Source organism: Sorangium sp. So ce117, assembly GCF_051524395.1.
GTDB lineage: Bacteria > Myxococcota_A > Polyangia > Polyangiales > Polyangiaceae > Sorangium > Sorangium cellulosum_B.
Window position 1 is genome coordinate 5,238,808 of record NZ_CP150309.1, and the last position, 23,645, is coordinate 5,262,452.

Here is a 23,645-nt window from a genome sequence, read left to right on the forward strand (position 1 = left end):
TCGCGATCTTCCGCCCCCTCAGCACCATGCCGAGCAGAGCGGCGGTCTCCCGCACAGGAGACGGGCCCAGATCGGCGTTTTCGGCGCGCAAGCGCACTCCGGTGCGCTGAGCACCGAAAACGCCGAGGTGGGCCCGTATCCGAAGCGGGTGACCGCCGCTCTAGCGCCGGCGGCGAAGGGCGGCCAGCGCCGCGGCGACGCCGACGAGGACGGAGAGGCCTGCGGCAGTGCGCTCGGCGGGGGCGCCGACGACGCTGCAGGAGCAGGACGGGACCTCCGACGGATCGATCTGCGGGACGCACTGGTTCGCGAGGTTGCACACCATGCCATCGACGCAGTCGGCCACCGATCTGCACGGTGAGGCGCAGGCGCTGCCGCCCGGCGGGCAGCTGTACGGGGTGCAGTCGGTGTCGACGCCCGGGGATCGGAGCGTGTGCTCGCCGTCGCAGCTCGGTCCGATCTCCTCGAGGTCGGCGCAGACGCCGTCGAGGCAGACGAAGTCCTGGATGCAGTCGTCGTCGGAGGCGCAGGAGGTCTTGCAGGCCGTCTTGTCCGCGCACTTGAACCCGCCGCAGCGCTCGACCACCGGCTCGTTCTCGCGGCCGTCTCCTGCGCAGAAGAAGCGCGTGAGCGTCGCGGGACCCACGATGCAGCCCTCGTCCGGGCAGGAGCACGTGAAGGTCTTCGCGACCGCCCCTTCCACAGGGAACATGCACTTGGCGTCGGTGGCGCCGCCGCAGTAACCGGCACACGCGCCCTCACCGGGGCAGGCCTCACGCTGGAAGGTGCCGCCCTCGTTGGGGTGCGGCGACTCGTGGTCGACAGGCGTCCCGACGTTCGTGCACCTGCCGACGTTGTTCACCACGTCGCATGCCTGACACTGGCCATCGCACCGGAAATCGCAGCAGAAACCGTCGACGCAATGGCCCGAGACGCACTGGCGATCACGCGTGCACTCGGCGCCGTTGGCGAGTCGATCGAGACACAGACCCGACCCGGGCGGCGCGCCACCCGATCCCGCGGACGCTCCGCCTGCGCCACCCGCACCTCCGCTGCCTCCAGCGGCTGCGCCGCCGGCACCCGCGCCACCCGATCCAACGGAGGCGCCGCTGGCACCGGCGCCACCGGATCCAGCGGACGCGCCGCCTACACCGCCGGCACCCGCGCCACCCGATCCAGCGGCTGCGCCGCCTGCGCCCGCGCCACCCGTTCCGGCGGACGCACCGCCCGCGCCACCCGTTCCGGCGGATGCGCCGCCTGCGCCCGCGCCACCCGTTCCGGTGGATGCGCCGCCTGCGCCGCCTGCACCCGCGCCGGCGGACGCGCCGCCCGCGCCACCACCACCACCCGTTCCGGACGATGCACCTCCGGCGCCGCCGGCCTCACCGCAGGCGTCCGGATCGCCGACGCCGACGTCACACCAACCGCTCTCGTCGCAACCGCAGTCGTCCAGGCAATAGAGGATGCACCTGTTGTTGCTGCCGCAGCGGCCCGGCTTGCAGTCCTTCGTGGATTCATGGGCCAGCGCGCGCCCCTGGCCATCGCAGCGGTTGTGCACTTCGATCTGGTTGACGCAGACGACCGGGAGCTCCGTGTCGGGCTTCGCAGGACCACACGTGCCATCGCTGCCCGTCCCCTTGCCCGACGCCGTGCACGAGAAGCACTCCTGATCGCACGCCTCGTTGCAGCAGACGTTCTCCGTATCGGAGCAATGCCCTGAAGCACACTCCTGATCGTGCACGCACGCCTCGCCGTTCGCCTTGATCAGCAGCTGCGCGCTGGCGAGCGGCTGCGCGCTCGTGGCCCCGATGCCGCCCGCGACGAGCACCGCCCGGCCTGCGACGCGGTCGGTGCCGGCGTTGACGACGACGGCGGCGTGCTCCCGACGAGCCTCCTGTGCAAGCGAGCCGGCCGGCAGGGTGAGGGCGCTGAACTTCCTGGTCAGCGGATCGTAGATGGCGGCGCTCGAGAGCGAGGTCGTGCCGTCGAACCCGCCGGCGATGAGGACGTCGCCGGTCGGCAGCAGGCTCGCCGTGTGGTAAGCGCGCGCGTTCGCCATGGAGATCGGCGTCGGCTGGAGCTCGAAGCCCCGCTTCGTCGGATTGGCCACGCCGTCGTGGTAGATGTCGAGGGTGCGGACGTAGGCGCCACCGGAGACCCGGGTGGTGCCTCCGACGAGGATCACCTCGCCTGAATCGAGCGGCGTCGCCGCATGGCCGCCCAGCGCCTCCGTACGGTCGATGAGCGTCGCCGTGTGGAAGCCGCGGAGGGCGCTCATCTGCGCCGTCATCGGGGTCGCGGAGGGCGAGAGGACGGAGATCGGCCGGAAGACGCCCTCGTCCTCGTGGAAGATCTCCGCCGAGGTGAGCGCCGCGCCCGAGAGGACGAAGCCGCCTGCGACGAGCACGTTCCCCGTCTTCAGGCGGACCGCCGTGTGGGCGTGGCGCGAGGTCGCCATGCTGCCCACGGAGGCGAGCGTGCTCGTGACGGGCGCGCCGCCGTTCGGTCCGAAGGCGCTGAAGGTGTAGAGGGAAGCGGTGCTCGTGGGCTGGTTGAGCGGATCCGCGAGGCCGCCTGCGACCAGGACCACGCCTGGATCGAGGAGGGTGGCCGAGTGATTGAACCGGCCCAGAGAGGCCCCAGCGTCCCTGACGAACTGGCCGGTGGCCGGGTTGTAGACCTCGACGGCAACGACCGGCGTGCCGCTGGTGCGCTGGCTGCTGCCGCCCACGACGACGACCGCCGGCGGCGGAGGCGCAGGATCCGACGGCGCGGCCGGGGCGAGCTTCGTGACGGCCGTGGCGGTGTGGGCGCCGCGCGCGACGTCCATCGCGTCGGTGCTCGCGAACGTGCGGTCGAGCGGGAAGTACAGCTCCGCCGTCGCGAGCGCGCCCCCGGACGCGTCGAACCCGCCCGCGAAGAGCACGGGGCTCGCAGGGTTCGCCGGGTCGATCACGGTGGCCGTGTGACGGGCGCGCGGCGTGATCATCTGGTTCGTCGTGGCGATCCACTGCGGGTCGACGAGCGCCGGGTACCGAACGCCGGCGGGCTGCCATCCGACGATCACCGTGCACGCCGGCGCGCCCGGCGGCGTGACCGGCCGGCCCCACGGGGCGCGAGGGCTCGTGTCGACGGCGCAGCCCTCGACGGAGAGCGAGGCCGGAACGCGCGCGCCGGTCGCGTCGACGAGGTAGGGGGGCGCGACGCGCAGGCGGGGCGAGCCGCCGGCGTCGAGGAACTCGAGCGTGCGCTCCACGAGGCGGAGGCCCGAGACTGCGGTGACGTCGACCCGGTAGCGGAGCTCCTTGCGCGCGGGCTCCTGCTCGAAGACGACGAAGTCCTCGGTGCCGTTCGGGAGGACGCGGTGCACGACGTCGCGGGCGCCGCCGCCTTCGGCGCGCAGCGCGCCTGCGTAGAGGACGAGGCCGCTGTCGACCGCCGCAGGCACGTCGACGGCGTCGACGAGGGAGAAGGCGATCGAGACGCGGGACGCGCCATCGGCGAGGCGCACCGGACCGGCGGCGCGCGCCGGGAGCTCGACGGACGCCGCGGCGGCCTCCGGGGCCGCCACGCGCAGGGCGCCGGCCGGAGTCGCCGCGACGATCTTGGCGGGGCTGGAGGTGATGGCGTCGGCGAAGCGCGCGCGGATCGCGGCGATGCGGGCGCGCGCTCCGGGCGGCGCCGCCTGAGGCGACCCGGGGCCGGGCGGAGGGGAGCGGCGCGAGGCGCCCTCGTCGGAGCAGCCGAGGACCTGGGGGAGAATGGCGCACGCAGAGAGCAGCGCAGCCGTTCGCAGCCTGAAGCCGAGTCGCAGCACGCGGTGGTTTCGCAAGGGTCGTTCCGTGGTCGGCGCGGCGCGCGCGACGTGAGAGGGCGGATCTGGGCCATCCTAACAGAAGGCGGCCCGCCGCCGAACAAGTGAGGCGGCGCGTCGAAAGAGGCGGGGGGCTCCTCCGACGTGGCCTCCGACACGGGGACGTGGAGGCGGGCGATCGCCGCGCGATCGAGCGCGCGGCCGAGGAAAACCTCCCCAGGAGGCGGGCGAAACTGGGTAGGCTTACGGGGGCGCTGTCGCGTACGGCGCGATCTGTCTGGAGGAGCCGCGATGACTTTCCCCGCCTTGCCCTGGATGTCCCGCAACCTCGCGCACGCCGGCGCTGCGCGACGCGGGATCTTGCCGCTGCTCGCGGGCCTGCTCGCGCTCGTGGCGCTCGCGCCCCGGCCGGCGAGCGCGGCGCTGTGGGACACGGACAACGACGAGGTGGCGAACGGCGTCGACAACTGCCCTGGGGTCAGCAACCGGAGCCAGTACGACGGCGACGGCGACGGTCAGGGCGACGCTTGCGACGATGACGACGACAACGACGGCATCGCGGACGACGCGGATCTCGACGACGACGGCGATGGGATAGCGGACACCACAGACAAGTGTCCGACGATTCCCACGCCCATGGCCGCGGATCCGAACTTCGACGGCGATGGCGATGGCGTTCCGGATGTCTGCGACAACTGCGATGGAGATCGCAACGAGGATCAGCTCGACAGCGATCGCGACGGGCGGGGGAACATCTGCGAGACCGACAACGACGCGGATGGCGACACCGACTTCAACGACAACTGTCTCAACGTCTCGAACGCCAACCAGGCCAATGCCGATGGCGACAACTACGGCGACGCCTGCGACAACTGCCCCACTGCACACAACAACGATCAGCGGGACAGGGACAACGATGGCGTCGGAGACGACTGCGACAACTGCGCAAACGCACCGAACACCGATCAGCACAACCCTGACGGCGACCTCTTCGGCGACGTCTGCGACAACTGTCCTGACATGGCCAACAACAACCAGGCGGACACCGACGGCGATACGATCGGCAACGCCTGCGACAACTGCCAGAACCGCGCGAACGAGAACCAGGCGGACGGCGATGACGACGGGGTCGGTGACACGTGCGACAACTGCTCTGGCACGCCCAACGGCCTCCAGGAGGACACGGATGGCGATGGGGTCGGCAACGCCTGCGACAACTGCCAGAACCGCGCGAACGAGAACCAGGCGAACGGGGACAGCGACGCGTTCGGCAACGCGTGCGACAACTGCCCTGCCACGTCGAACCCGAGCCAGTCGGACAGCGACCTCGATGGGGTCGGCGATGCGTGCGACAACTGCATGGACCGCGCGAACGACCAGCAGAACGAGGACGGCGACGCCTTCGGAAACGCGTGCGACCTCTGCCCGTACGTCGCGACCCTGACCCAGGTCGACACCGACGGCGACGGCTTCGGCGACGATTGCGACAACTGCCCGCGCCTCATCACCGCGAACCAGGCCGACGGCGACGGAGACCGCGTCGGCAATGCGTGCGACAACTGCCCCGAGGTCGCCAACACGACCCAGGTCGACAGCGACGGCGACGGCCTCGGCAACGCCTGCGACAACTGCGCCAGCGTCGCCAACGCCGGCCAGATCGACGATGACCACGATGGGGTCGGCAACGTCTGCGACAATTGCCCCGCGACACCGAACACGCCGAGCGGGACGAGCGAGCAGGACGACAGCGATGGGGATCGGATAGGTGACGCGTGCGACAACTGCCCGACCACGGCGAACGCGAACCAGACGAACACCGACGCTGCCACCGGCGACACGGAGGGCGACGCCTGCGATGACGACGACGACGCCGACGGCGTGCTCGACGCCGCCGACAACTGCCCGACCGAGCCGAACACGAGCCAGCGCAACACGGACCGGAACCTGCCCGGCGGCGACACGCTGGGCGACGCGTGCGACAACGACGACGACGCCGACGGCGTGCCCGACGCCACCGACAACTGTCCGCTCCAGCGCAACGTGGATCAGACGAACACGGACGAGGACCTGACCGACGGCGACGGGTTCGGCGACGCCTGCGATGACGACGACGACGCCGACGGCGTGCCCGACGTGAACGACAACTGCATCACGACGCCGAACAGCGCCCAGGCCAACACGGATCTGAACCTTGCGAGCGGCGATGCGCTGGGCGACGCGTGCGACAACGACGACGACGCCGACGGCGTGCTCGACGCCGCCGACAACTGCCAGTTCGCGCCGAACAGCACGCAGATCAACACCGACCAGAGCCTCGCGGGCGGCGACGCGCTGGGCGACGCGTGCGACAACGACGACGACGCGGACGGGGTGCCGGACGGCGGCGACAACTGCCGCACCACCCCGAACCCGGGGCAGGAGAACAACCCGAAGAACGGGCCCGAAGACGCGCTCGGTGACGAGTGCGACGATGACGACGACAACGACCGCGTCCTCGACGCAGATGACAACTGCGGATACGACATCAACACCAACCAGCTCGATACCGACGGCGATAGCGACGGGGACGTCTGCGACGACGACGACGACAACGACCTCCTCACGGATGCAGAGGAGGCGGCGCTCCGGACCGACCCGACGAGCGTCGACTCCGACGGCGACACCATCGGCGACTTCGAGGAGGTGTTGAACCGCGACAATCCTGCCGATCCGACCAACAACACCGACGATGACGCGTTCATCGACGCCGTGGACCCCGACAGCGACGGCGACGAGGTGTTCGATTCCGAAGAGGCCGGGGATGCTCTGCTGAACACGCCGGCGACCGACACAGACGGCGATGGGACCCCGGACTACCGGGACACCGACTCGGACGACGATGGCGTGCTCGACGGCGACGACAACTGCCGCCTCATGGAGAACCCGCCGCCCGCGCCGGGCGAGCCGCAGGTCGACACCGACGGCGACGGCAAGGGCGACGTGTGCGACGGCGACTCGGACAACGACGGCACGCTCGACGTCGACGACAACTGCCCGAGCCTGGCGAACGCCGGGCAGCAAGACGCCGACGGCGACGGGACCGGCGACGCGTGCGATCCAGACGGCGATCCGGACGTCGACGGGGTGACGAACGAGGACGATAACTGCGATTTCGCGGCGAACCCGCCGCCTGCGCCGGGCGAGCCGCAGGCCGACATCGACGGCGACGGCCTCGGCGATCCCTGCGATGACGACGCCGACGGCGACTCGATACCCGACGCGGACGACAATTGCCCGCAGATCGTGAATGCCGATCAGGCAGACGCCGACGGCGACCGCGACGGCGACGTCTGCGACAACTGCCCGAGCCTGGCGAACGCCGGGCAGGAAGACGCGAACGGCGATGATCTCGGCGATGCCTGCGATCCCGACGGCGACGGGGTGGTGACCGATACCGACAACTGCCCGAGCGTGGCGAACCCCGAGCAGACCGACACCGACAAGGACGGCCAGGGTGACGCCTGCGAGCCGCCGGATCCGACCGGCAGCGGCGGCGGCGGAGGGGCCGGCGGGACGGGCGGCGCTGGCGGCATGGGCGGCGCCGGCGGTGAGGCCGCGACGACGACCGCGACCAGCGGCGGCGCGGCGTCGCCGGATTTCCAAGGCGGCTGCGATTGCCGCATGGGACGTGCGCCGATGCCCCGGGAGGCGTGGGGGATGCTGCTGATCCTCGCCGCCGTGCTCCGGCGGCGAGGCCGGCTGCAACCGCGACGGGCAGCATGATTCCACGCCGCGGAAACTGGGCTCTGACGATCACCTGAGAGCTACACCCGGCGAGCGCGGCGGCTCCTCGTCGGCGCAGCCGTCCGATACCGTCAATCTTGGATAGCAAGGTGCAGATTCGTGTGATACGGGCTCAGCCGCCAGGCAGGCGAGCGAGGCGCACGAAAGTGCGCCGCAGCGAGCCGAACGGCGCGGATGAGCCCGCGGCGCACGGAGATGCGCCCCGCCATAACGGAGCTTCAAGGAGGACCCTCATGCAGGCATCTCGGTGGATCGCGGTGTGGATGGCGATGGGCGCGCTCGTCATCGCCGGTACGGGCGCGGGATGCGGAGCTGACGACGCCACGGGGGAGGCGACGAGCTCGACGACCAGCACCACGGGTGAGGGCAGCACGAGCAACACAGGAACGGGCGGTGCTGGCGGCGAAGGAGCGGGCGGCGCTGGTGGCGCGGGAACGGGCGGCGAGGGCGGCGCGGGAACAGGCGGTGCGGGAACGGGCGGCGCCGGCGGGACGGGAACGGGCGGCGAGGGCGCGGGCGGCTCCGGCGGCGCGGGAGCGGGCGGCTCCGGCGGCGCTGGAGGCACATCGGGCGAGAGCTTCAATTTCACCCTCCGCGGCACCGGTTACGTTCCCGCCTACACCGCTGGTGACATGGTCTACGTGGCCGTTGTCGCTGCCGGCGATGCCGCGCCGGCCCTGAGCGCGTCGGACGCGATCGAGGCCGACGGAACGTTCAGCGTGACGGGGCAGATACCCGGCGACAAGGCGTACAAGATGCACTGGTACGTGGACCTTTCACAGAATGGGACTTGCGACGCGGCTCCCATGGATCACGTCTGGACACAGGACATCCCCACCGTCACGGCGGATATCACGCGCAGCGTCGTTCCCAACAGCGCCTTCGGCGACTGTCCGTGACGCGCCGCGCTCGTCCATTCCATAGCCGTTGATCGTCCCTGGCGCGGCGCGCCCTCCGCGCTCCGTCGGCCCGTGGCCAGAATCGTGGCCACGTCGAACGCGGCGCGGGCGGGTCGCAGGCCGTCTCCTGGACCTCGTCCAGGATCGCCGCGGCCAGGGAAGAAATGCGGATGTTGCCCCCCGCCACGCGCCCCCGCTATCGTGCCCGGCCGATGAGGCATTCCTCCGTCGCAGCGGTCGCGTCCACGGCCGTCCTCATGACGCTCGCCGGCGCCTCGCGCGGTCAATCCACCGGCGGGTTCTCCCTCGACCGGTTCGAGCCGGCGCCCGCTGGAGACGCCTTCTTCGGCGTGCCTTCCCCGGCCGCTCCCGGCCACCTCGCGCCGCGCGCCTACGTGATGCTCGATTACGCCCACCGCCCCATCCACACCAGCGGTGAGACCCCCGTCGACCTCGTCTCCTCGCAGACGTTCCTCCGCCTCGACGCCTCGCTCGCGCTGTGGGATCGCCTGCTGCTCTCGATCGACGCGCCCCTCGCCGTCGCGCAAGGGGGCGACGACCCGGGCATCCCCGGCGTCGAGTTCACCGAGCTGACGGCGCCCGAGCTCGGCGACCTGCGCTTCGGCGCGCGTGTCCGCCTGCTCGGGGAAGACGCAGGCCCGTTCCAGCTCGGGATCGGCGGATACCTGTTCGCGCCCACCGGCTCGTCGGCGCAGTACACCGGCGACGCGGAGGCCCGCGGCGCCGTCCACGCGAGCGTCGGCGGGCGCGTCGGCTCGGCGAGCTCGTCGCTCGGGTTCCTGTGGAGCGCGAGCGGCGGCGTCGAGCTCGGAGGCGGCCCCAACCGGCCGCAGCTGTTCACGTTCGGCGGCGCCGCCGGGCTCCTGATCGCCGACGATCTCCTCCAGCTCGGCGCCGAGGCGTACGGCGGGGCGCCGCTCGGCGACGAGCTCCTGCTCTCCAGCACGCCGGTGCAGCGCGACGAGGCGGGCGTCAACGCCGAGCTGCTCTTCGGCGCCAAGCTGCGCGTCCTCGACGGCCTCACGTTCGGCGCCGCGGTCGGCCCGGGCCTGACGAACGCCATCGGCACACCGCCGGTCCGCGCCGTCGGCATGGTCGGCTGGACGCCGCTCCCGAAGCCAGCCCCGGCTCGCGCCCAGGCCGCCGCCGTCGCGGGCGACAAGGACGACGACGGCATCAACGACGAGATCGACGCGTGCCCCGACGTGAAGGGCGATCCTTCGCCCGATCGCGCGAAGGACGGTTGTCCTCCGGCCGATCGCGACGGGGACACGGTGCTCGACATCGACGACGCGTGCCCGAGCACCCCGGGCGCCCGCAGCGCCGACGCCACGGAGAACGGCTGCCCCGAGGACTCGGACGACGACGGCTTCCACGACGGCATCGACGCCTGCCCCAGCGTGCGCGGCGGGGCGAGCGACGACCCGAAGAAGGTCGGCTGCCCTGGCGACGCGGACGGCGACGGCATCGCCGACGCCTCGGACGCCTGCCCCAAGGCCAAGGGGCCGGCGAACCGGGACCCGAAGCAGAACGGCTGCCCGGACGATCCGGATGGCGACGGCGTGCGCGGCGCCGCGGACGCCTGCCCGAACGAGCGGGGGCCCTCCGACCCCGATCCACGACAGAACGGCTGCCCCAGGTTCGTTCGCGTCAACGCCGACGAGATCAAGACGTCCAAGCCGGTGCAGTTCGTCGTCTACGGCAAGTCGCGCGCCGAGACGGTCGATCCCATCTCCGACGAGGTCCTGTACGAGGTGCGCGACGCCATCCAGCAGAACCCGGATATCGAGCTCGTCGAGGTGCAAGGCCACACCGACGACAACGGGTCCGAGGAGTACAACCTCCGCCTGTCGCAGCAGCGCGCGGACGCGGTCCTCTCGTGGCTCGTGGCCGCCGGAGTTCCGAGGGAGAAGCTCGTGGCCAAGGGCTACGGCTTCGAGCAGCCGGTCGGGGACAACCGCGTCAAGACAGGGCGCCAGAAGAACCGCCGCGTGCAGTTCGTGATCGTCAAGCGCAAGGGAAAGCCCTAGCGAGCAAGCGCCGGCGTCGCGGCGCGACACGCTCGACCACGAACGACACAACGCCCAAGACACCACAAATCCCGACAGACGCCCAGACGCGCAGACGCCGATACCTCGCAGTCCAGGGCGATCGCAGCGCCGCGGCACGTCATGCTGCGCCGCGCCCGCATGCGCCTCCGCCGCCGCCCGACCCCTGGCCGTGACCGTTCCCTGACGGCCGTGGACAGGCGAGTGTGTCACCTTATCGAATGCTCCATACGGTGGCGATCTCAGATATCCATCTTTGCGAGCTCGAGCCGGGTGACGGCCTGTGGATGCGCTACCGTCAGGCTCCTTACTCCCCCGACAGCGAGGTCGCGGCGATGCTGGACGCGCTCCGGGACGAGATGAGGCAGGGCACGGCGCGCGGCGCGGGGCGCGATGAGCTCACGCTCGTGCTCAACGGCGATGTGTTCGACTTCGATGCGCCGCGCGTGATCGACCAGCAGAGCGTCTTTCACGATCTCCCCCGCAGCGCGGAGCACGCGGTCCCTGCGATGAAGGCGATCCTCGCGGACCACCCGGTGTTCATCGAGGCGCTCGGTCGCGTCGTCGCGGACGGGCACACCGTCGTGTTCATCTCCGGCAACCACGACGTCCAGCTCACCTTGCCCGAGGTGCGCGACCTGATCCGGGCCCGCGTCGTCGATGCGGCGCTCGCCGCGCTGGGCGACGCGCCGCTCTCCAGCGCCCCGCACGCGCGCGCGGCGCTGGGCGCGCGCGTCGTGTTTCGCGCGTGGTTCCACAAGACGCCCGACGGCATCATCGTGGAGCACGGCAACCAGTACGACGCGTATTGCAGCTACCGCTACCCGATGGTCCCGTTCGGGCGTAAACCGGGCGAGATCCAGCCCACCATGGGCTCGCTCGTGTGCCGGCTGCTCGTGTCGCGGATGGGCTATTTCAACCCGCACGTGGACGCCTCGTTCATGCTGTCCGCGTTCGGGTACCTCGCGCACTGGGCGCGTTACTACATGTTCTCCAGCCGCTCGCTCGCGGGGGCGTGGGCGCTCGGCGCGCTCCGCACGCTCGTCGAGCTCGTGCGTCGGCGCGAGCCGGAGCGGCGCGCTCGCCTGCGCGAGAGCCTCGCTGCCGCGGCGCAGGAGACGGGCGCCCCGCTCCGCGCCGTGGCCCGTCACGCCCGCCTGTTCGCACCCCCGGCGGAGGATCGGCTGGGGCTCGTCGCGCGCGAGCTGTGGCTCGACCGGGCCGCGCTGGCGCTGCTCGCGGTCGCGGTGGCGCTCGTGTGGCTGCTGCTCGCTCCGCTCTGGCTCGCGCCGGGGGCGCTCGTCGCGCCGGCGGCGCTCATCGTCTACGAGCGCCTCGTGCCGAAGCTCCCGCTCGACGCGACGTGGCAGCGCGTCAGTCGCGCCGCGCGCCACGTCGCCCGCGCCCATCGCGCCAGAGCGGTCGTCTTCGGCCACACGCACACGCCCGAGGGCACATGGGAGGGCGGGCTGTTCTTCGGCAACACCGGCTCGTGGTCCGCCGCCTTCGAGGACGTGGCCTGCACCAAGCCGGTCTTCGCCGCGCGCCCCCTGGTCTGGCTGAGGTCCGAGCCGGGGGCGGGCAGCGCCGCGCGCCTCTCGGGAGGCCTCGTGACCTGGAAGAACGGCCGCTTCGAGGCCCTCACGGCCAGCGTCCCGCCCCCTGCCGGGCAACGCAGCGAGCTGCACGGCGCCCATCCGCCTCTCCAGTCGCCAGCGACCGCGGCGCTGCGCACGTGACGCGCGTCACGTACGTACCCGAGCAGGCCGGCGCTCTTCACTCGAATTGAGCTCCTTCCTGACTTGCGCGAGGCGCCCCGCCGCTGGATGCTCCCGGCACGACACGCGTCCCGCTGACGAGGAAGCTCTGTGAACCCCCCGCTCCACATCGAAGCCGCCGGTGACAGCCACGTTGGCCACCAGCGCGAGCACAACGAGGACAGCTTCGCGGTCGAACTGGATCTCGGCCTCTTCGTCGTCGCGGACGGCATCGGCGGCGCCGCCGGTGGGGAGGTCGCGTCGCGGATGGCGGTCGACATCGTGCGGTCGTTCTGCAAGGACGGCGAGGGCGAGATCACCCAGCCGACGGGGTACGACGAGGTGACGCCCCTCGAGCTGCGCCTGGTCTCGTCCATCTGGCGCGCCAACGAGCGCATCTTCGAGGTCGGGCAGCGCGACCCGCTCTGCTACGGCATGGGCACGACGTTCGCGGGTGTCTACGTCGACGGGAGCTCGGCGTGCATCGCGCACGTCGGCGACAGCCGGGTCTACCGTTACCGAAGGCGCCGGCTCGAGCGGCTCACCGAGGATCACTCGCTCTGGAACGAGCACCTGAACACCGGCGAGCAGCTGCCTGACGATGTGGATCCGCTGCTCGCCCGCAACGTCGTGACGCGCGCGCTCGGGATGGGCAAGACGGTCGACGTGGCCACGCGCGTCGAGCGGCCCGAGGCCGGAGATCTCCTGCTGATCTGCTCGGACGGGCTCTCGGGCCCGGTCCCCGAGCTGGAGATCGCCGAGCTGCTCGCGCAGGAGAGCGACCTCGCCGCGACGGCGCGGTCCCTCATCGACCGCGCCAACCAGCACGGCGGCCCTGACAACGTCACGTGCGTGCTCGTGCGGTGGAACGCCGGCGGCTGACGCGGCCGAGCGCGCCGCGCCGGAGCGGCGTGCTGCTTCGATGCGCCCCGCTCTACGGGAGCGTCTTGATCCGGAGCAGATCAGCGGACCTCGTCATGTCGCTGGCGAGCGTGCCCGGGGTCGCGTCGTCGCTCTCGTGCTCCACGAGCGAGAACAGCTTCCCGAACGGCGTCGCGAGCTGCTCGTCGGTCGGCTCCGCCTCGCTCCACCCCTCCGGAGGCGGCGGCAGCGCGTCGCCTTCGATCGCGTCGTACGCGCTCGACAGCCGCTCGAAGCCGTCGAGCACCGCCTTGTCGACCTCCGCGCCTTCGGCGCCCTTGGTCAGGATCCACGGCTGGAAGGCCTCGTAGGTCGCCACGCCGGCCGCGACGTTCGCGCGCATGTCGGCGAGCGTGTACTGGGCGTAGCGCGACTCCTCCTGTCCGGTCGCCACCATGCTGGTCTTCTCCACCTGCTCGGCGATGGAGGCGATGACCCCGCGGTAGGCAGACGGCGCGTCGAGCGCGAGGGTTTCGAAATTCGATTGCATCTTCGCCGCGTCGGCCGCGAGGCGCGCGCAGAGCTCGTCCTTGAACGACGCGGCTTCGGCCTCGGTGGCAGGGAAGGCGGCCTCGCTGTAGTTATCGAGCTTAGACTCGAAGGCGAGGACAGGCTCCGGGATCGCGTCGGCCCAGAGGATGCGCTCGACGGCGTGCACGCCGGTCACGCCCTCTCCATCAAAGAGGTTGTCGTCGGCCTGCTCCTCGATGAACGCGTCGTAGCGGGCATCCGTCGAGTAGTCGAGATCCTGAAAGACGACCGCGATGGCTCCTTCGACGCTCTCGTAGGCTTGCCGTGCCTTCTTCCACTCGGCCTTCATGGCATCGACGGCCTCCTTGTCGCTCGTCGCGCTCCACCCGTCGGCGTCCGGCGCGGGCGCGGCCGCCTGGAGCGCGGCCGTGGCGGCGGCGAACTTGTCGATGTTGTCCTGGATGAAGGCCTTCACGTCGAGCACTGCCTGCTGCTCGTACTCCGCGTCGGTGAGCAGCGTCTCGTTGTCGCTTCCGCACGCAGGAAGCGAGAGGGCGGCGGCGGCGATGGCCAGACCGGACCGCAGGCGGGCGGGGATGTGCATGATGTTCGAGCTCCTTGTCACCGCTCGCGTGGGGCGAGCGCGCGATGTGGACTGGTGCGTGTGCGTCTCGGTGGACGTCGATCAGAGCGAGCGCACGAAGTCGATGAGCGCCCCGCGATCCTCGTAGGAGAGCGCGCGGAACGCGGCGACCGAAGCGGCGGCCTCCGAGCCGGGGCCGTCGTGGAGCAAGATGGCCTGCTCGATGGTCCTGGCGCGGCCGTCGTGGAGGTACGAGGTGCTGTGGCGCACGCCGATGAGCGGCGCCGTCCGCCAGGCGACGGAGCTGGCCGACTCGTCGGCGAGCCCGTCGGCGAGATCAGGGCCGAGGTCGTGCAGGAGGAAATCCGTGTAGACCGGAGCGTCGATGTCCGCGAGCTGCGCGATCGGGTAGTCGGCGCGCGTCCTCAGCGAGGGGACATGGCAGGCGGCGCAGTCGGCCTCGGCGAAGAGCTCCTGGCCGCGCGCGTCGGCGGGCGCGCGCCTCGGGATCTCGAGCAAGCGCATGTAGTCGGCGACGGCGTTCACCGTGTCGAGCACCACGTCCTCGCCCGGCTTGGCGTCGTCCGTGAGCCCGTCGGGGTTCGGCAGCTCGTCCGGCCGGAGCGGCGAGGTGATGCCCATGTCGCCCTGGTAGGCGTCGGCCGTGAAGTCGTCGAGCGTGGCGACCCGCGCCTTGAACCCGAAGCGGCCGATGAGGTTCTCGTCGCCCTCGACGAAGGCGTAGAACGACTCGTCCCCGCTCTTCTTCGAGTGGAACACCACGCGGTTGATGCGCCCGCGGATGGCGTCGCCGCGCGCGGCCTGCTCGGCCGCGACCCGCTCGATCTCGGCGTCGTCGACCGCCTCCATGTAGCCGCGCCCGAACACCGGCGGGCCGAGGCGCTTCGAGACCTTGATCGTCGCCTCGGTCTCGGGCTGCGAGAGCGTCGTCGCCCCCCCGACGGCGTAGGGCCGCAACGTGTGTCCGTAGGGGAGCCCCCCCTGATCCGCCGCCGGCGTCACGCCGTCGTCCTCGACGAGCGCCATCTTCTGGACCGCGCCCGGGCCGCGCGCGGCGCCGTCGTGACAGCCGGCGCACGCCGCGCGGATGTAGAGCGGCCCGAGGCCATCGCGCTCGCGAAAGACGAAATCGAAGAGCGCGTCGCCGTCCTTGAACCGAGCTACCTGCTCGGCAGAAGCGTCGTGCAGCGGGATGTCGGTGAGGTCATCACCGATCAGCGTGATGCCAGCCAGAGGATCGTCGGGAGCGGACTCCGAGCCGCAACCCACATTGAAGACCAGCGGGAGCGCAAGAAACAGGGCAAATCGTGACATGTCGTCGACCGGAACCGTAGCCGTAAATGAAAGTCAGCGTCAATAACCCACGGCGGCGCGCTCGCCGGGCTGGTGTGCCGGATCGCGCGCGGGCGGATCCCACCTCCTTGCGAAGCGTGGCGGAGGCTCGGGCGTTACACTGCGCGAGCCGGCGCGGACGGGCTCACGCTGGAGGACAGCGGATGAAGCAGCGAGATGACGAGCGGCGCGCGGCCTCGAAGGCCCTCCGGGACGGACTGCGGGAGATCGAGCGGAACGAGGAGCGCCGCGCGGCTCACGAGGAGCTCGGCGCCGGCTGGCTCCGGTACATGGGCCCCGGCTACGGCAACGACATCTGCTCGATGTGCGGCGCGCTCCTCGACAGGGGAACGGCCTACATGCACTGCGCGCCCTGCCTGGCGACGCGCGGCATCGACGAGCAGGCGCTGCGCGGCGTGTGCGCGCAGGCGATGGCGGAGGACTGGCCGTTCCAGGATCGCCGGCTCGACGGCGGGCGCTGGGCGCGCGCGCTGATCGCGTTCTGGCGGAATCACGTCGATCCGATCGAGTCGAAGGCGATCCCGTACCGGAACAACACGCTCGAGTCTTCCTTCTACTACATGAAGCGACGCCTCACCGAAGCGGGGGTCGCGGACATCTGGACGGTGCCTGACGAGAGCCAGCGTGGGCTCGATCCTGCGATGGTCGTGCGGGCCCGGGGCGGCGCGCTGGCGATCGGCGTCACCACCCAGCGGCGCATCGCGACGGCCGACGAGGGCGCGCGCAGCGCGCACATCGCGCTGTTCGACGAGTTCCTCCGCCTCGCGGGCGCGCGGGAGGGCTTCCTGGTGGTCGAGAAGCTGAGTCGACGCGCGCGGCGCGACACGCCCGTTCGGGAGATCGTGGTGACCACCGCCGAGGGACGGCGCGTGACGCAGCTCCGCTGCATGCAGGAGGATCGGAGTTGGCCCGCGCCCGCGGCGCCGGCGTAGATCGGGGCGCTGTCGCGGCGCGGACCTCACGCCGCGCTACTGCCGGAACCGCTGCTCGATATCGTAGATCTCCGCCGCCACGCCGTCGGCTCCGTCATGGGTTCGGCTGGCCCCGCGCCCTCCGATCCCGGCCTCACCCAGATCGATGGTCGTGTTCGTGAGCGAAGGCTCGATGCCCGCATACGCGATGGCGATCGAGTGGCCACCGAGCCCGCCGCCGCCCGGGCCGCCCTGACCGCCCCGGCCACCGCGACCGCCAGGGCAGGCGGCGTTCAGCCCCGTGGCCTCGCCTCGGGTCCCGGCTGCCCCGTAGTCGCCGCCCTCGCCGCCCGGCTGGCCTTCGCCCCCAGCGCCGCCATTGCCGCCGCGGCCGGTCTTCAGGACCACGTCGTTCAAGTCGATAGACGCGCTCCCCACGAAGAGGGCGATGCTCACCCCGCCGGCGCCTCCGCCGCGGCCGCCGAGCCCCCCGCACCCGCCCGCGCCCCCGGCGCCTCCGCCGGCGCCGGCTGCAGAGGCCTCGAAAGGACACATCTGCGCGCCGGTGCCGCCCTTCGCGCCGCCGCCTCCTCCGCCGCCCTGGCCCCGCCTGCCCGGCGTCCCGTCGCCAGCGAGCGGGCCGATATACCCATCCAGGAACAGATCGCCGAAGCCCGTCGCACCGGCGCCCGGACTCCCGTCCACCCCGTCCGCGCCCTCCTGCCCCGCGGTGCAGCGCTGGGTGCTGGTCTCGCCCTTGCCGCCGTTCATCCCATCGCTCGGAACCCCGCTGCTTCCATCCCCCCCGGACTCCAGGCCACCCGTCCCTCCCGTGCCGCCGCGCGAGTCGTCCGACCGATCGTCGGGCGTACCGCAGGTGTTGTTCACGGGGAGCCCGCCGGTGACCGTCGTGGCCGAGCACGCGGCGTTGCCGAAGTTGCCGGTCATCCCTTTCTCGGCAGCGCCGTCCACGAACGCCCCGCCGCTCGCCCCCGGCGCCCCGTCGCCCGCCTCCAGGATGCACCGCGTGAAATGGACAGGGACCCCGGAGCTGTTCGCGGCGATCGCCGATCGGCCTGCCAGCTCGGTGTGGGTCACCGGGATCGAGCGCGCGATCACGTGGAGATCCTCGATCACCGCCGCGCCTTCGCCGTTGTCGAACGAGAGCGGCGTCTCGCCTTCGGGAGCGGTGAGCGTGGTCTTCTTCTTGTCGCCTATCCAGCGCCAGCGGTCGTCGCAATCGAGCCCGCCGAAGAGCTTGTGTCCCCCGGGCACGATCACCGCTTCATCGAACGTCTGGGCGCAGAGATAGATGCGCCTTCCCTTGTCCGGGGAGAGCTGGAACGCCTCCGAGATCGTCCTCAGGGGCGCCCTCTGGATCCCCGCGTTGCCGTCGTTCCCCAGGGTGCTCGAGACCCACACCCCGCAGTTCGAGGGGACCGTCTCGTGCTTGCTCGGAGTGCAGGCCTCGTCGGACAGCTCGTCTTCGAGGTTCCCGATCCCGATGATATTATCCGGCTGCTCGAAGCAGCCGCTCAACGCCATCGCGACCGGAATGAACCCCACTGCCCATGCATCAACCTTGAATCGAATCCTCATACTATTCCTATTCCGGTCAGCCCTGCGCGTTTTCCAAGCAAAGCGACCTGCGCGTGCCGACCGGCGCGATCGCCACGCCTGCCCCGTCACGCGCGCCCTCGTTGGCGAGCGCGGGCGCGGGCGCGGGCGTCGCCCGGGTGGGGGAGGGGTCACCCGGGCGGGGAGGAGACGAGGGCCTCGGCGTGCATGAGCGCGCGGCCGCCGCGCGCCTGCCGGCGCGCGGCGTGTCGGCTCAGTTGCCCCCAGTTGCCCCAAGTTGCCCCCAGTTGCCCATCGCCGGGTATTCCGTGCGACCATCGGCCCATGAGCGCGAACCTGAGGGATCTCGTGCGCGAGCTGATCGATGCCGGCGGCGGCGAGCCGATTGAAGGCGGTCGCTTCCTGCCGCTCGTCACGCTGGAGTCCGGCGCCCGGGTGGGGCTGGACGGCTCGGGCGCCTGGGTCTTCGCGCCCGAAGGCGGCGGGGCGCCTCAGGCCATCGCGTCGGAGCGCGGGCGGGCCTTCTTCGAGGTGCTGGAGACGAAGCGGGACGACTTCGACGCGAGCATCGAGGCGGCGGCGAAGGCCGCGGGCCTGCCCCCCGAGGAGGTGGCCTTCTCGTTCCCCGCGGCCGACGTCGTCCGCGCGGTGCTCGCGAGAGGCTTGCCGAGCATGACGCGGCTCGCGCTCTCGTGGCTCCGGTTGACGGAGGTCCGCGCGCTCCGCGCCGAGATCATGGCCGTCTCGCGCGACCCGACGATGCCCGTGCCCGTCCGGGACCTGGCGGAGCGGCTCACGGTCCCCGCGTGAGCCCGCGCCGCGCCCCCGCCCGGAGGCGGGGCGGCGCGGGGAGGGAGGTCAGACGGTCGCGAACGCGTCGGCCGGGATGTCGAGCGCGGACGAGTCCTCGCGCCCGAGGATCTCGGCGGAGAACTTCGCGTGCGGCAGCACGTTGGCCGCGAAGTAGAGGGCAGCGTGCTTCTTGCCCTCGTAGAAGGCGCGGTCCTTCGCGCCGGCGTCGCCGGCCGGGAGGCCCTCCATCGCCTTGAGCGCGATGACCGCGCCGTCGAGCAGGAGCCAGCCGATCGCGAGCTCGCTCATCATCTCGAGGAAGCGGTTCGCCGCGAGCGGCACCATCGGCATCTTGCCCAGCTGGAACCACGAGAGCAGCCGCATCGCGGTGCCGGCGACGGCCTCGTGCGCCTCGCGGAGCTCCTTGATGCTCGCGGCGAGGACGGGGTGCTTCTCGTTGGCCTTCACGAACTCGGCCACGTCGTTCAGGAAGGCCTGCAGGTTGACCCCGCCGCCCTGGCCGAGCTTCCGCCCGACGAGGTCCATCGCCTGGATGTGGTTCGTGCCCTCGTAGATCGAGAAGACCTTCGCGTCGCGGCAGTACTGCTCGACGGGGTAATCCTTCGTGTACCCGGCGCCGCCGAAGGTCTGGATCGCCGTCTCGCAGACGCGGAACGCCTGGTCGGACGAGTAGGCCTTCACGAGCGGCACGAGCAGGTCTACCTGGCCCTGGTTGTAGGCGGCCGCGCGGTCGTCCTTGCCCTGGTAGACGGCGACCGCGTCCTGGTGGCGCGCGAGCTTGATGATGAGCGCGCGGATGCCCTCCACGCGGCTCTTCATGTCGAGCAGCATCCGCCGCACGTCCGGGTGATCGATGACCGGCACGCGCGGCGCCGTCGCGTCCTTCCACTGGAGGATCGACGAGCCCTGCTTGCGATCCTTCGCGTACTCGAGCGCGTTCAGGTACGCCGAGGACGCGACCGACACGCCCTGCAGGCCGACGGAGATGCGCGCGCCGTTCATCATCCGGAACATCTGCGGCATGCCCTGGTGCTCGACGGTGCCGACGAGCTCCCCGAGGCAGGCGTCGCTCTCGCCGAAGTTGAGCACGCACGTCGACGACCCGTTGATGCCCATCTTGTGCTCGATGTTGCCGACGACGACGTCGTTCGGCCCGCCGAGCGAGCCGTCGTCGTTCACCCGGACCTTGGGCACGACGAAGAGGCTGAGCCCCTTCGTGCCGGGGGGCGCGCCCTCGACGCGGGCGAGGACGAGGTGCACCACGTTCTCGGTGAGATCCTGATCGCCGCCGGAGATGAAGATCTTCGTGCCGCGGATGAGGTACTTGCCGTCCTTCTGCTTCACCGCGCTCGTCCGCGACGAGCCGACGTCCGACCCGGCCTGGGGCTCGGTCAGGCACATCGTCCCGCTCCACTGCCCGCCGTACATCCGCTTCAAGAAGAGGTCGCGCTGCCTCGGCGTCCCGAAGTGCTCGATCACCTCGGCCGCGCCGTACGTCAGCCCGGGGTACATGTTGAGCGCCGCGTTCGCGCCGCAGAGGAACTCCTCCACGACCGTGTAGAGCGTGAAGGGACCGCCCTGACCGTCGTAGGTGGGCGAGACCGAGACCGACTTCCACCCGGCCTCATACAGCTTGTCCCACGCGCCCTTGAACCCCGGCGGGGTCTTGACCTGCCCCTCCTCGATGCGACAGCCGACCCGATCGCCGACCGCGTTGAGCGGCCCGAAGACGTCGCACGCGAACTTGTACGCCTCGTCGACGACCATCCCGACCTCGTCGCGCCCCCACGCGTCGTAGGGCGCGCTGCCGAGCAGCTCGTCCAGGCGGAATTGCTCGAACAGGAGGAAGCGGATCTCGCGGAGGTCGGCCTTGTAGCGGTTCTGGTGGGTTTGAGCGTTCGACATGGGAGACCTCCTCGTTGCCGCGGCAGGGAGGCGCTGGCAGCCGGTTCCCTTCCCGGTCTTCCGCGCAGCTGCGGCACAGTTCTGCATTCGCCTAGCATGTCGCCGCGACGCGTCAATAGCCGTCCGCAACATGCGAAGAATCTCGTGGAGATCCATGAAGATCGGGGCATCCGAGGCGGGTCTTCGGCGGGGCTCCCGCGCCGGGATCCACGGCGTTGAACTGGCGAGCGGCGCGGCGTAGGCTCGCTCGCGATCGACCATGTCCGACCCGGCTTACATCACGCCCAGCGGGGCCAGGAGGCTGTCCGAAGAGCTCGGGCGGCTCCGCTCCGTGGAGCGGCCTCGCATCGTCCAGGAGGTCGCCGACGCGGCGGCGCAGGGCGACCGCTCCGAGAACGCCGAGTACATCTACGGCAAGAAGAAGCTGCGCGAGATCGACCGGCGGATGCACTACCTGACCAAGCGGCTGGAGAAGGCCGTCGTGGTCGATCCGTCCGAGCAGCGCGGCGACAAGGTCTTCTTCGGCGCGACGGTCGAGATCGAGGACGAGGACGGCGCGCGCCGCACGTACCAGATCGTGGGCGAGGACGAGATCGACAGCGCCGCAGGGCGCATCAGCTGGCGCTCTCCGGTCGGTCGATCGCTCCTCGGCAAGCGCGCGGGGGACGTGATCACGGTCCGCCGCCCGGCGGGCGAGGCGGAGATGGAGCTCATCTCGGTGCGTTACGGCTGAGCGCCGCGCGGGCGCCAGGGCCGGAGAAGGAGACGGGAATCGGCATGAGGATCTTGCACACGATGCTTCGGGTCGGCGATCTCGAGCGCTCGATCGGCTTCTACAGGGACGTGCTCGGGATGCAGCTCCTGTCGCGGCAGGACTACCCCGAGGGCAAGTTCACGCTCTGCTTCCTCGGCTACGGGAAGAACCCCGAGCACGCCGAGCTCGAGCTCACGCACAACTGGGGCGTGGACAGATACGAGCTCGGCACGGCGTACGGGCACATCGCGCTCGGGGTCGACGACATCCGCGGGGCCTGCGACCGCATCCGGGCGGCGGGCGGGAAGATCACGCGCGAGCCGGGCCCGATGAAGCACGGCAAGACCGTGATCGCGTTCGTCGAGGATCCGGACGGCTACAAGGTCGAGCTCATCGAGGAGTCGAGCCGGAGCCGGTAGCCGGAGCCGGGACTCGAGGCCGGCAGATCGAGGTCGGCGAGGCGCGTCGAGGCAGGGGAGGGTGCGAAGCAGCCGGAGGCCCAGAGGAGCCTCCGCGCTGCCCGCGCCTTGCCTCTGCTGTGCGCTCGCCTGCGGGCTCGCTTCGAGCCCGCGAGGCGCGGGTGCTCAGGCGCCCGCGACCGGCGCGGCGTCGTTCGCCGGCTCGGGGGACGAGAGCTCGCCGCCCTCTGCCGCGGACGCCTCCTCGTCGGGCGCCTTGGCCGGCGCCTCGGACGAGGCGCTGCTCGCGGCCGCGGCGGCCTTCTCGGCGTTCGGGCGCCGGCCGCGCGGCTTCTGCAGCAGCGACGGGGCGAGGTCGCCGTCGCCGCCCTCGTGCCAGCGCAGGTACGCGACGGCGCGGCGGCACTCCTCGTACGCCTTCGCGACCAGCGAGATCGCGCGGGCGCGGCGATCGCCGGCGTCGGTGATCTTCGGCGCCGCGGACGAGCCCTTGCCGGGCTTCGCGGCGAGCGCGGCGAGGAGGCGCACGCCGAGATCCGCGGCGCGTTCGAGCTCCTCGTCCTCGACCGCCGTCTTGGCGCGGACCTTGTCCCAGGAGCCGCGGAAGAGCTCGGCCAGGGCGATGAGATCGCTCGCGAGATCTGCGTGCCCCTTGCCCTTGCGGATGTCGGCGACGCGCTGCTTGTCGAGCAGGTTCCTGTGACTGAGCGCCTCGGCGGCGACGAGGAGCGCCTCCCGCAGCGTGCCGGCGTCTTCGGTGAGCTTCTTCGCGTCGAGCTCGCTCGCGGGCGTGCTGTAGAGAAGATCGGCGTACCAGGCCGCGAGGGCGTAATCCTCGAGCTCGTCCAGCATCGCGATCGGATGGTTCGGGAGATCCCGGACGATCTCGTCGCGGAGCTCGCGCAGGTGGGGCAGGGCGGAGAGCACGGAGCTCACGGCCCTGGGGACCTCGACGTAGACGGTCACGAGATCGTCGGGGCCGAGCTCGAGGAGCTTCGGCTCAACGCGGCCGTACGCAGCGAGCGCGGCGGCCGGCGAGGACGGGAGAACGGGAGCAGGTGCTGCTTTCGGGGGTCTCGCCATACAGGTGTCTCCAGCGGAGGGCGCGCACACTGCCAGACAGAAGCGCGAAGGGAAAGGGGGACCGCGCGATTGCCGCCGGAGGCTCGGCCGGAGGGCGCCCTGGCGCGAACAGACTCTCCGGCCGGGCGCGCTGTGCTCTGGTAGATTGCGGCGCGAGGACTCACGACATCATGTACGCGATTGCGATCATTCGTTACAGGCGACCGCTCGACGAGGTGCTCCCGGCCGTCGACGCCCACCGCGCCTATCTGAAGGGGCTCATCGAGCAGGGACTGCTGCTCGTGTCAGGGCCGCTCGATCCCCGCTTCGGCGGCGCGCTCCTGCTCCGGGTGCCCGACGAGGCGGCCGCGGCGACGCTGGATCGGATCCGGGACGGCGATCCCTTCACGGCGAAGGGGCTGGCGCAGTACGAGCTCCTGCCCTGGGCGCCGGTGTTCGGAAAGGAGGAGCTCGACAGGGTGTTCGCCCCGAAGCCCTGAAGGGAGCGCCCCGCCGTTCATCGCGCCGGCGC

General features: G+C 71.3%; 16 protein-coding genes. 10 read left to right on the top strand and 6 right to left on the bottom strand.

All coding sequences use genetic code 11. The features are described 5' to 3' along the window. Window positions 1–160 precede the first annotated feature (160 nt). On the bottom strand, window positions 161–3,832 hold the full coding sequence (locus WMF46_RS19510) for a Kelch repeat-containing protein (RefSeq protein ID WP_437986985.1): 3,672 nt from the start codon (window positions 3,830–3,832) through the stop codon (window positions 161–163). A gap of 273 nt (window positions 3,833–4,105) precedes the next feature. Here WMF46_RS19510 and WMF46_RS19515 point away from each other — a divergent pair, with 273 nt between their 5' ends. From WMF46_RS19515 to WMF46_RS19535, 5 genes are all read left to right on the top strand, one after another. Further along, window positions 4,106–7,576: a thrombospondin type 3 repeat-containing protein gene (locus WMF46_RS19515; protein ID WP_437986986.1), complete on the top strand. Its 3,471-nt coding sequence runs from the start codon at window positions 4,106–4,108 to the stop codon at window positions 7,574–7,576. A gap of 254 nt (window positions 7,577–7,830) precedes the next feature. Next, a complete protein-coding gene (locus tag WMF46_RS19520) occupies window positions 7,831–8,496 on the top strand; it encodes a hypothetical protein (RefSeq protein WP_437986987.1) in 666 nt (221 codons plus the stop codon). Window positions 8,497–8,708: 212 nt separating this feature from the next. After that, window positions 8,709–10,547 carry an OmpA family protein gene (locus WMF46_RS19525; RefSeq protein WP_437986988.1) on the top strand — a complete coding sequence of 613 codons (1,839 nt, stop codon included), beginning with the start codon at window positions 8,709–8,711 and terminating at the stop codon, window positions 10,545–10,547. A gap of 251 nt (window positions 10,548–10,798) precedes the next feature. Then, complete coding sequence (locus WMF46_RS19530; protein WP_437986989.1) at window positions 10,799–12,304, top strand: hypothetical protein; 1,506 nt, start codon at window positions 10,799–10,801, stop codon at window positions 12,302–12,304. A 129-nt stretch (window positions 12,305–12,433) separates the two neighbouring features. Continuing rightward, window positions 12,434–13,204, top strand: coding sequence for a PP2C family protein-serine/threonine phosphatase (locus WMF46_RS19535; RefSeq protein WP_437986990.1), 771 nt, complete (start codon window positions 12,434–12,436; stop codon window positions 13,202–13,204). A gap of 52 nt (window positions 13,205–13,256) precedes the next feature. Here the strand turns inward: WMF46_RS19535 and WMF46_RS19540 are convergent, their stop codons facing one another. Together WMF46_RS19540 and WMF46_RS19545 are read right to left on the bottom strand one after the other, a co-directional pair. Next, window positions 13,257–14,318: an imelysin family protein gene (locus WMF46_RS19540; protein ID WP_437986991.1), complete on the bottom strand. Its 1,062-nt coding sequence runs from the start codon at window positions 14,316–14,318 to the stop codon at window positions 13,257–13,259. 81 nt (window positions 14,319–14,399) lie between these two features. Further along, a complete protein-coding gene (locus WMF46_RS19545; RefSeq protein WP_437986992.1) occupies window positions 14,400–15,632 on the bottom strand; it encodes a di-heme oxidoredictase family protein in 1,233 nt (410 codons plus the stop codon). Window positions 15,633–15,814: 182 nt separating this feature from the next. On the opposite strand from WMF46_RS19545, the gene WMF46_RS19550 reads away from it, so the two are divergent. Then, window positions 15,815–16,603, top strand: a complete 789-nt coding sequence (locus tag WMF46_RS19550) for a hypothetical protein (RefSeq protein WP_437986993.1) — start codon at window positions 15,815–15,817, stop codon at window positions 16,601–16,603. A 36-nt stretch (window positions 16,604–16,639) separates the two neighbouring features. Here WMF46_RS19550 and WMF46_RS19555 read toward each other — a convergent pair whose 3' ends face one another. Continuing rightward, complete coding sequence (locus tag WMF46_RS19555) at window positions 16,640–18,181, bottom strand: PGRS family protein (protein ID WP_437986994.1); 1,542 nt, start codon at window positions 18,179–18,181, stop codon at window positions 16,640–16,642. 303 nt (window positions 18,182–18,484) lie between these two features. Here WMF46_RS19555 and WMF46_RS19560 point away from each other — a divergent pair, with 303 nt between their 5' ends. After that, the gene (locus WMF46_RS19560) at window positions 18,485–18,970 is read left to right on the top strand and encodes a hypothetical protein (RefSeq protein WP_437986995.1); all 486 of its coding nucleotides are present in this window, start codon (window positions 18,485–18,487) and stop codon (window positions 18,968–18,970) included. Between the two features lie 48 nt (window positions 18,971–19,018). Here WMF46_RS19560 and WMF46_RS19565 read toward each other — a convergent pair whose 3' ends face one another. Next, complete coding sequence (locus WMF46_RS19565; RefSeq protein ID WP_437986996.1) at window positions 19,019–20,878, bottom strand: acyl-CoA dehydrogenase; 1,860 nt, start codon at window positions 20,876–20,878, stop codon at window positions 19,019–19,021. A 259-nt stretch (window positions 20,879–21,137) separates the two neighbouring features. Here WMF46_RS19565 and greB point away from each other — a divergent pair, with 259 nt between their 5' ends. Together greB and gloA are read left to right on the top strand one after the other, a co-directional pair. Beyond that, window positions 21,138–21,611 (top strand): transcription elongation factor GreB, encoded by a 474-nt coding sequence (gene greB, locus WMF46_RS19570; protein WP_437986997.1) that lies wholly within the window; start codon window positions 21,138–21,140, stop codon window positions 21,609–21,611. A gap of 44 nt (window positions 21,612–21,655) precedes the next feature. Further along, window positions 21,656–22,051 (top strand): lactoylglutathione lyase, encoded by a 396-nt coding sequence (gene gloA, locus WMF46_RS19575; protein WP_437910006.1) that lies wholly within the window; start codon window positions 21,656–21,658, stop codon window positions 22,049–22,051. A gap of 165 nt (window positions 22,052–22,216) precedes the next feature. On the opposite strand, the gene WMF46_RS19580 is transcribed toward gloA, so the two are convergent. After that, window positions 22,217–23,134 (bottom strand): hypothetical protein, encoded by a 918-nt coding sequence (locus WMF46_RS19580; RefSeq protein WP_437986998.1) that lies wholly within the window; start codon window positions 23,132–23,134, stop codon window positions 22,217–22,219. Window positions 23,135–23,304: 170 nt separating this feature from the next. Here WMF46_RS19580 and WMF46_RS19585 point away from each other — a divergent pair, with 170 nt between their 5' ends. Further along, on the top strand, window positions 23,305–23,613 hold the full coding sequence (locus WMF46_RS19585) for a YciI family protein (RefSeq protein WP_437986999.1): 309 nt from the start codon (window positions 23,305–23,307) through the stop codon (window positions 23,611–23,613). Window positions 23,614–23,645 lie beyond the last annotated feature (32 nt).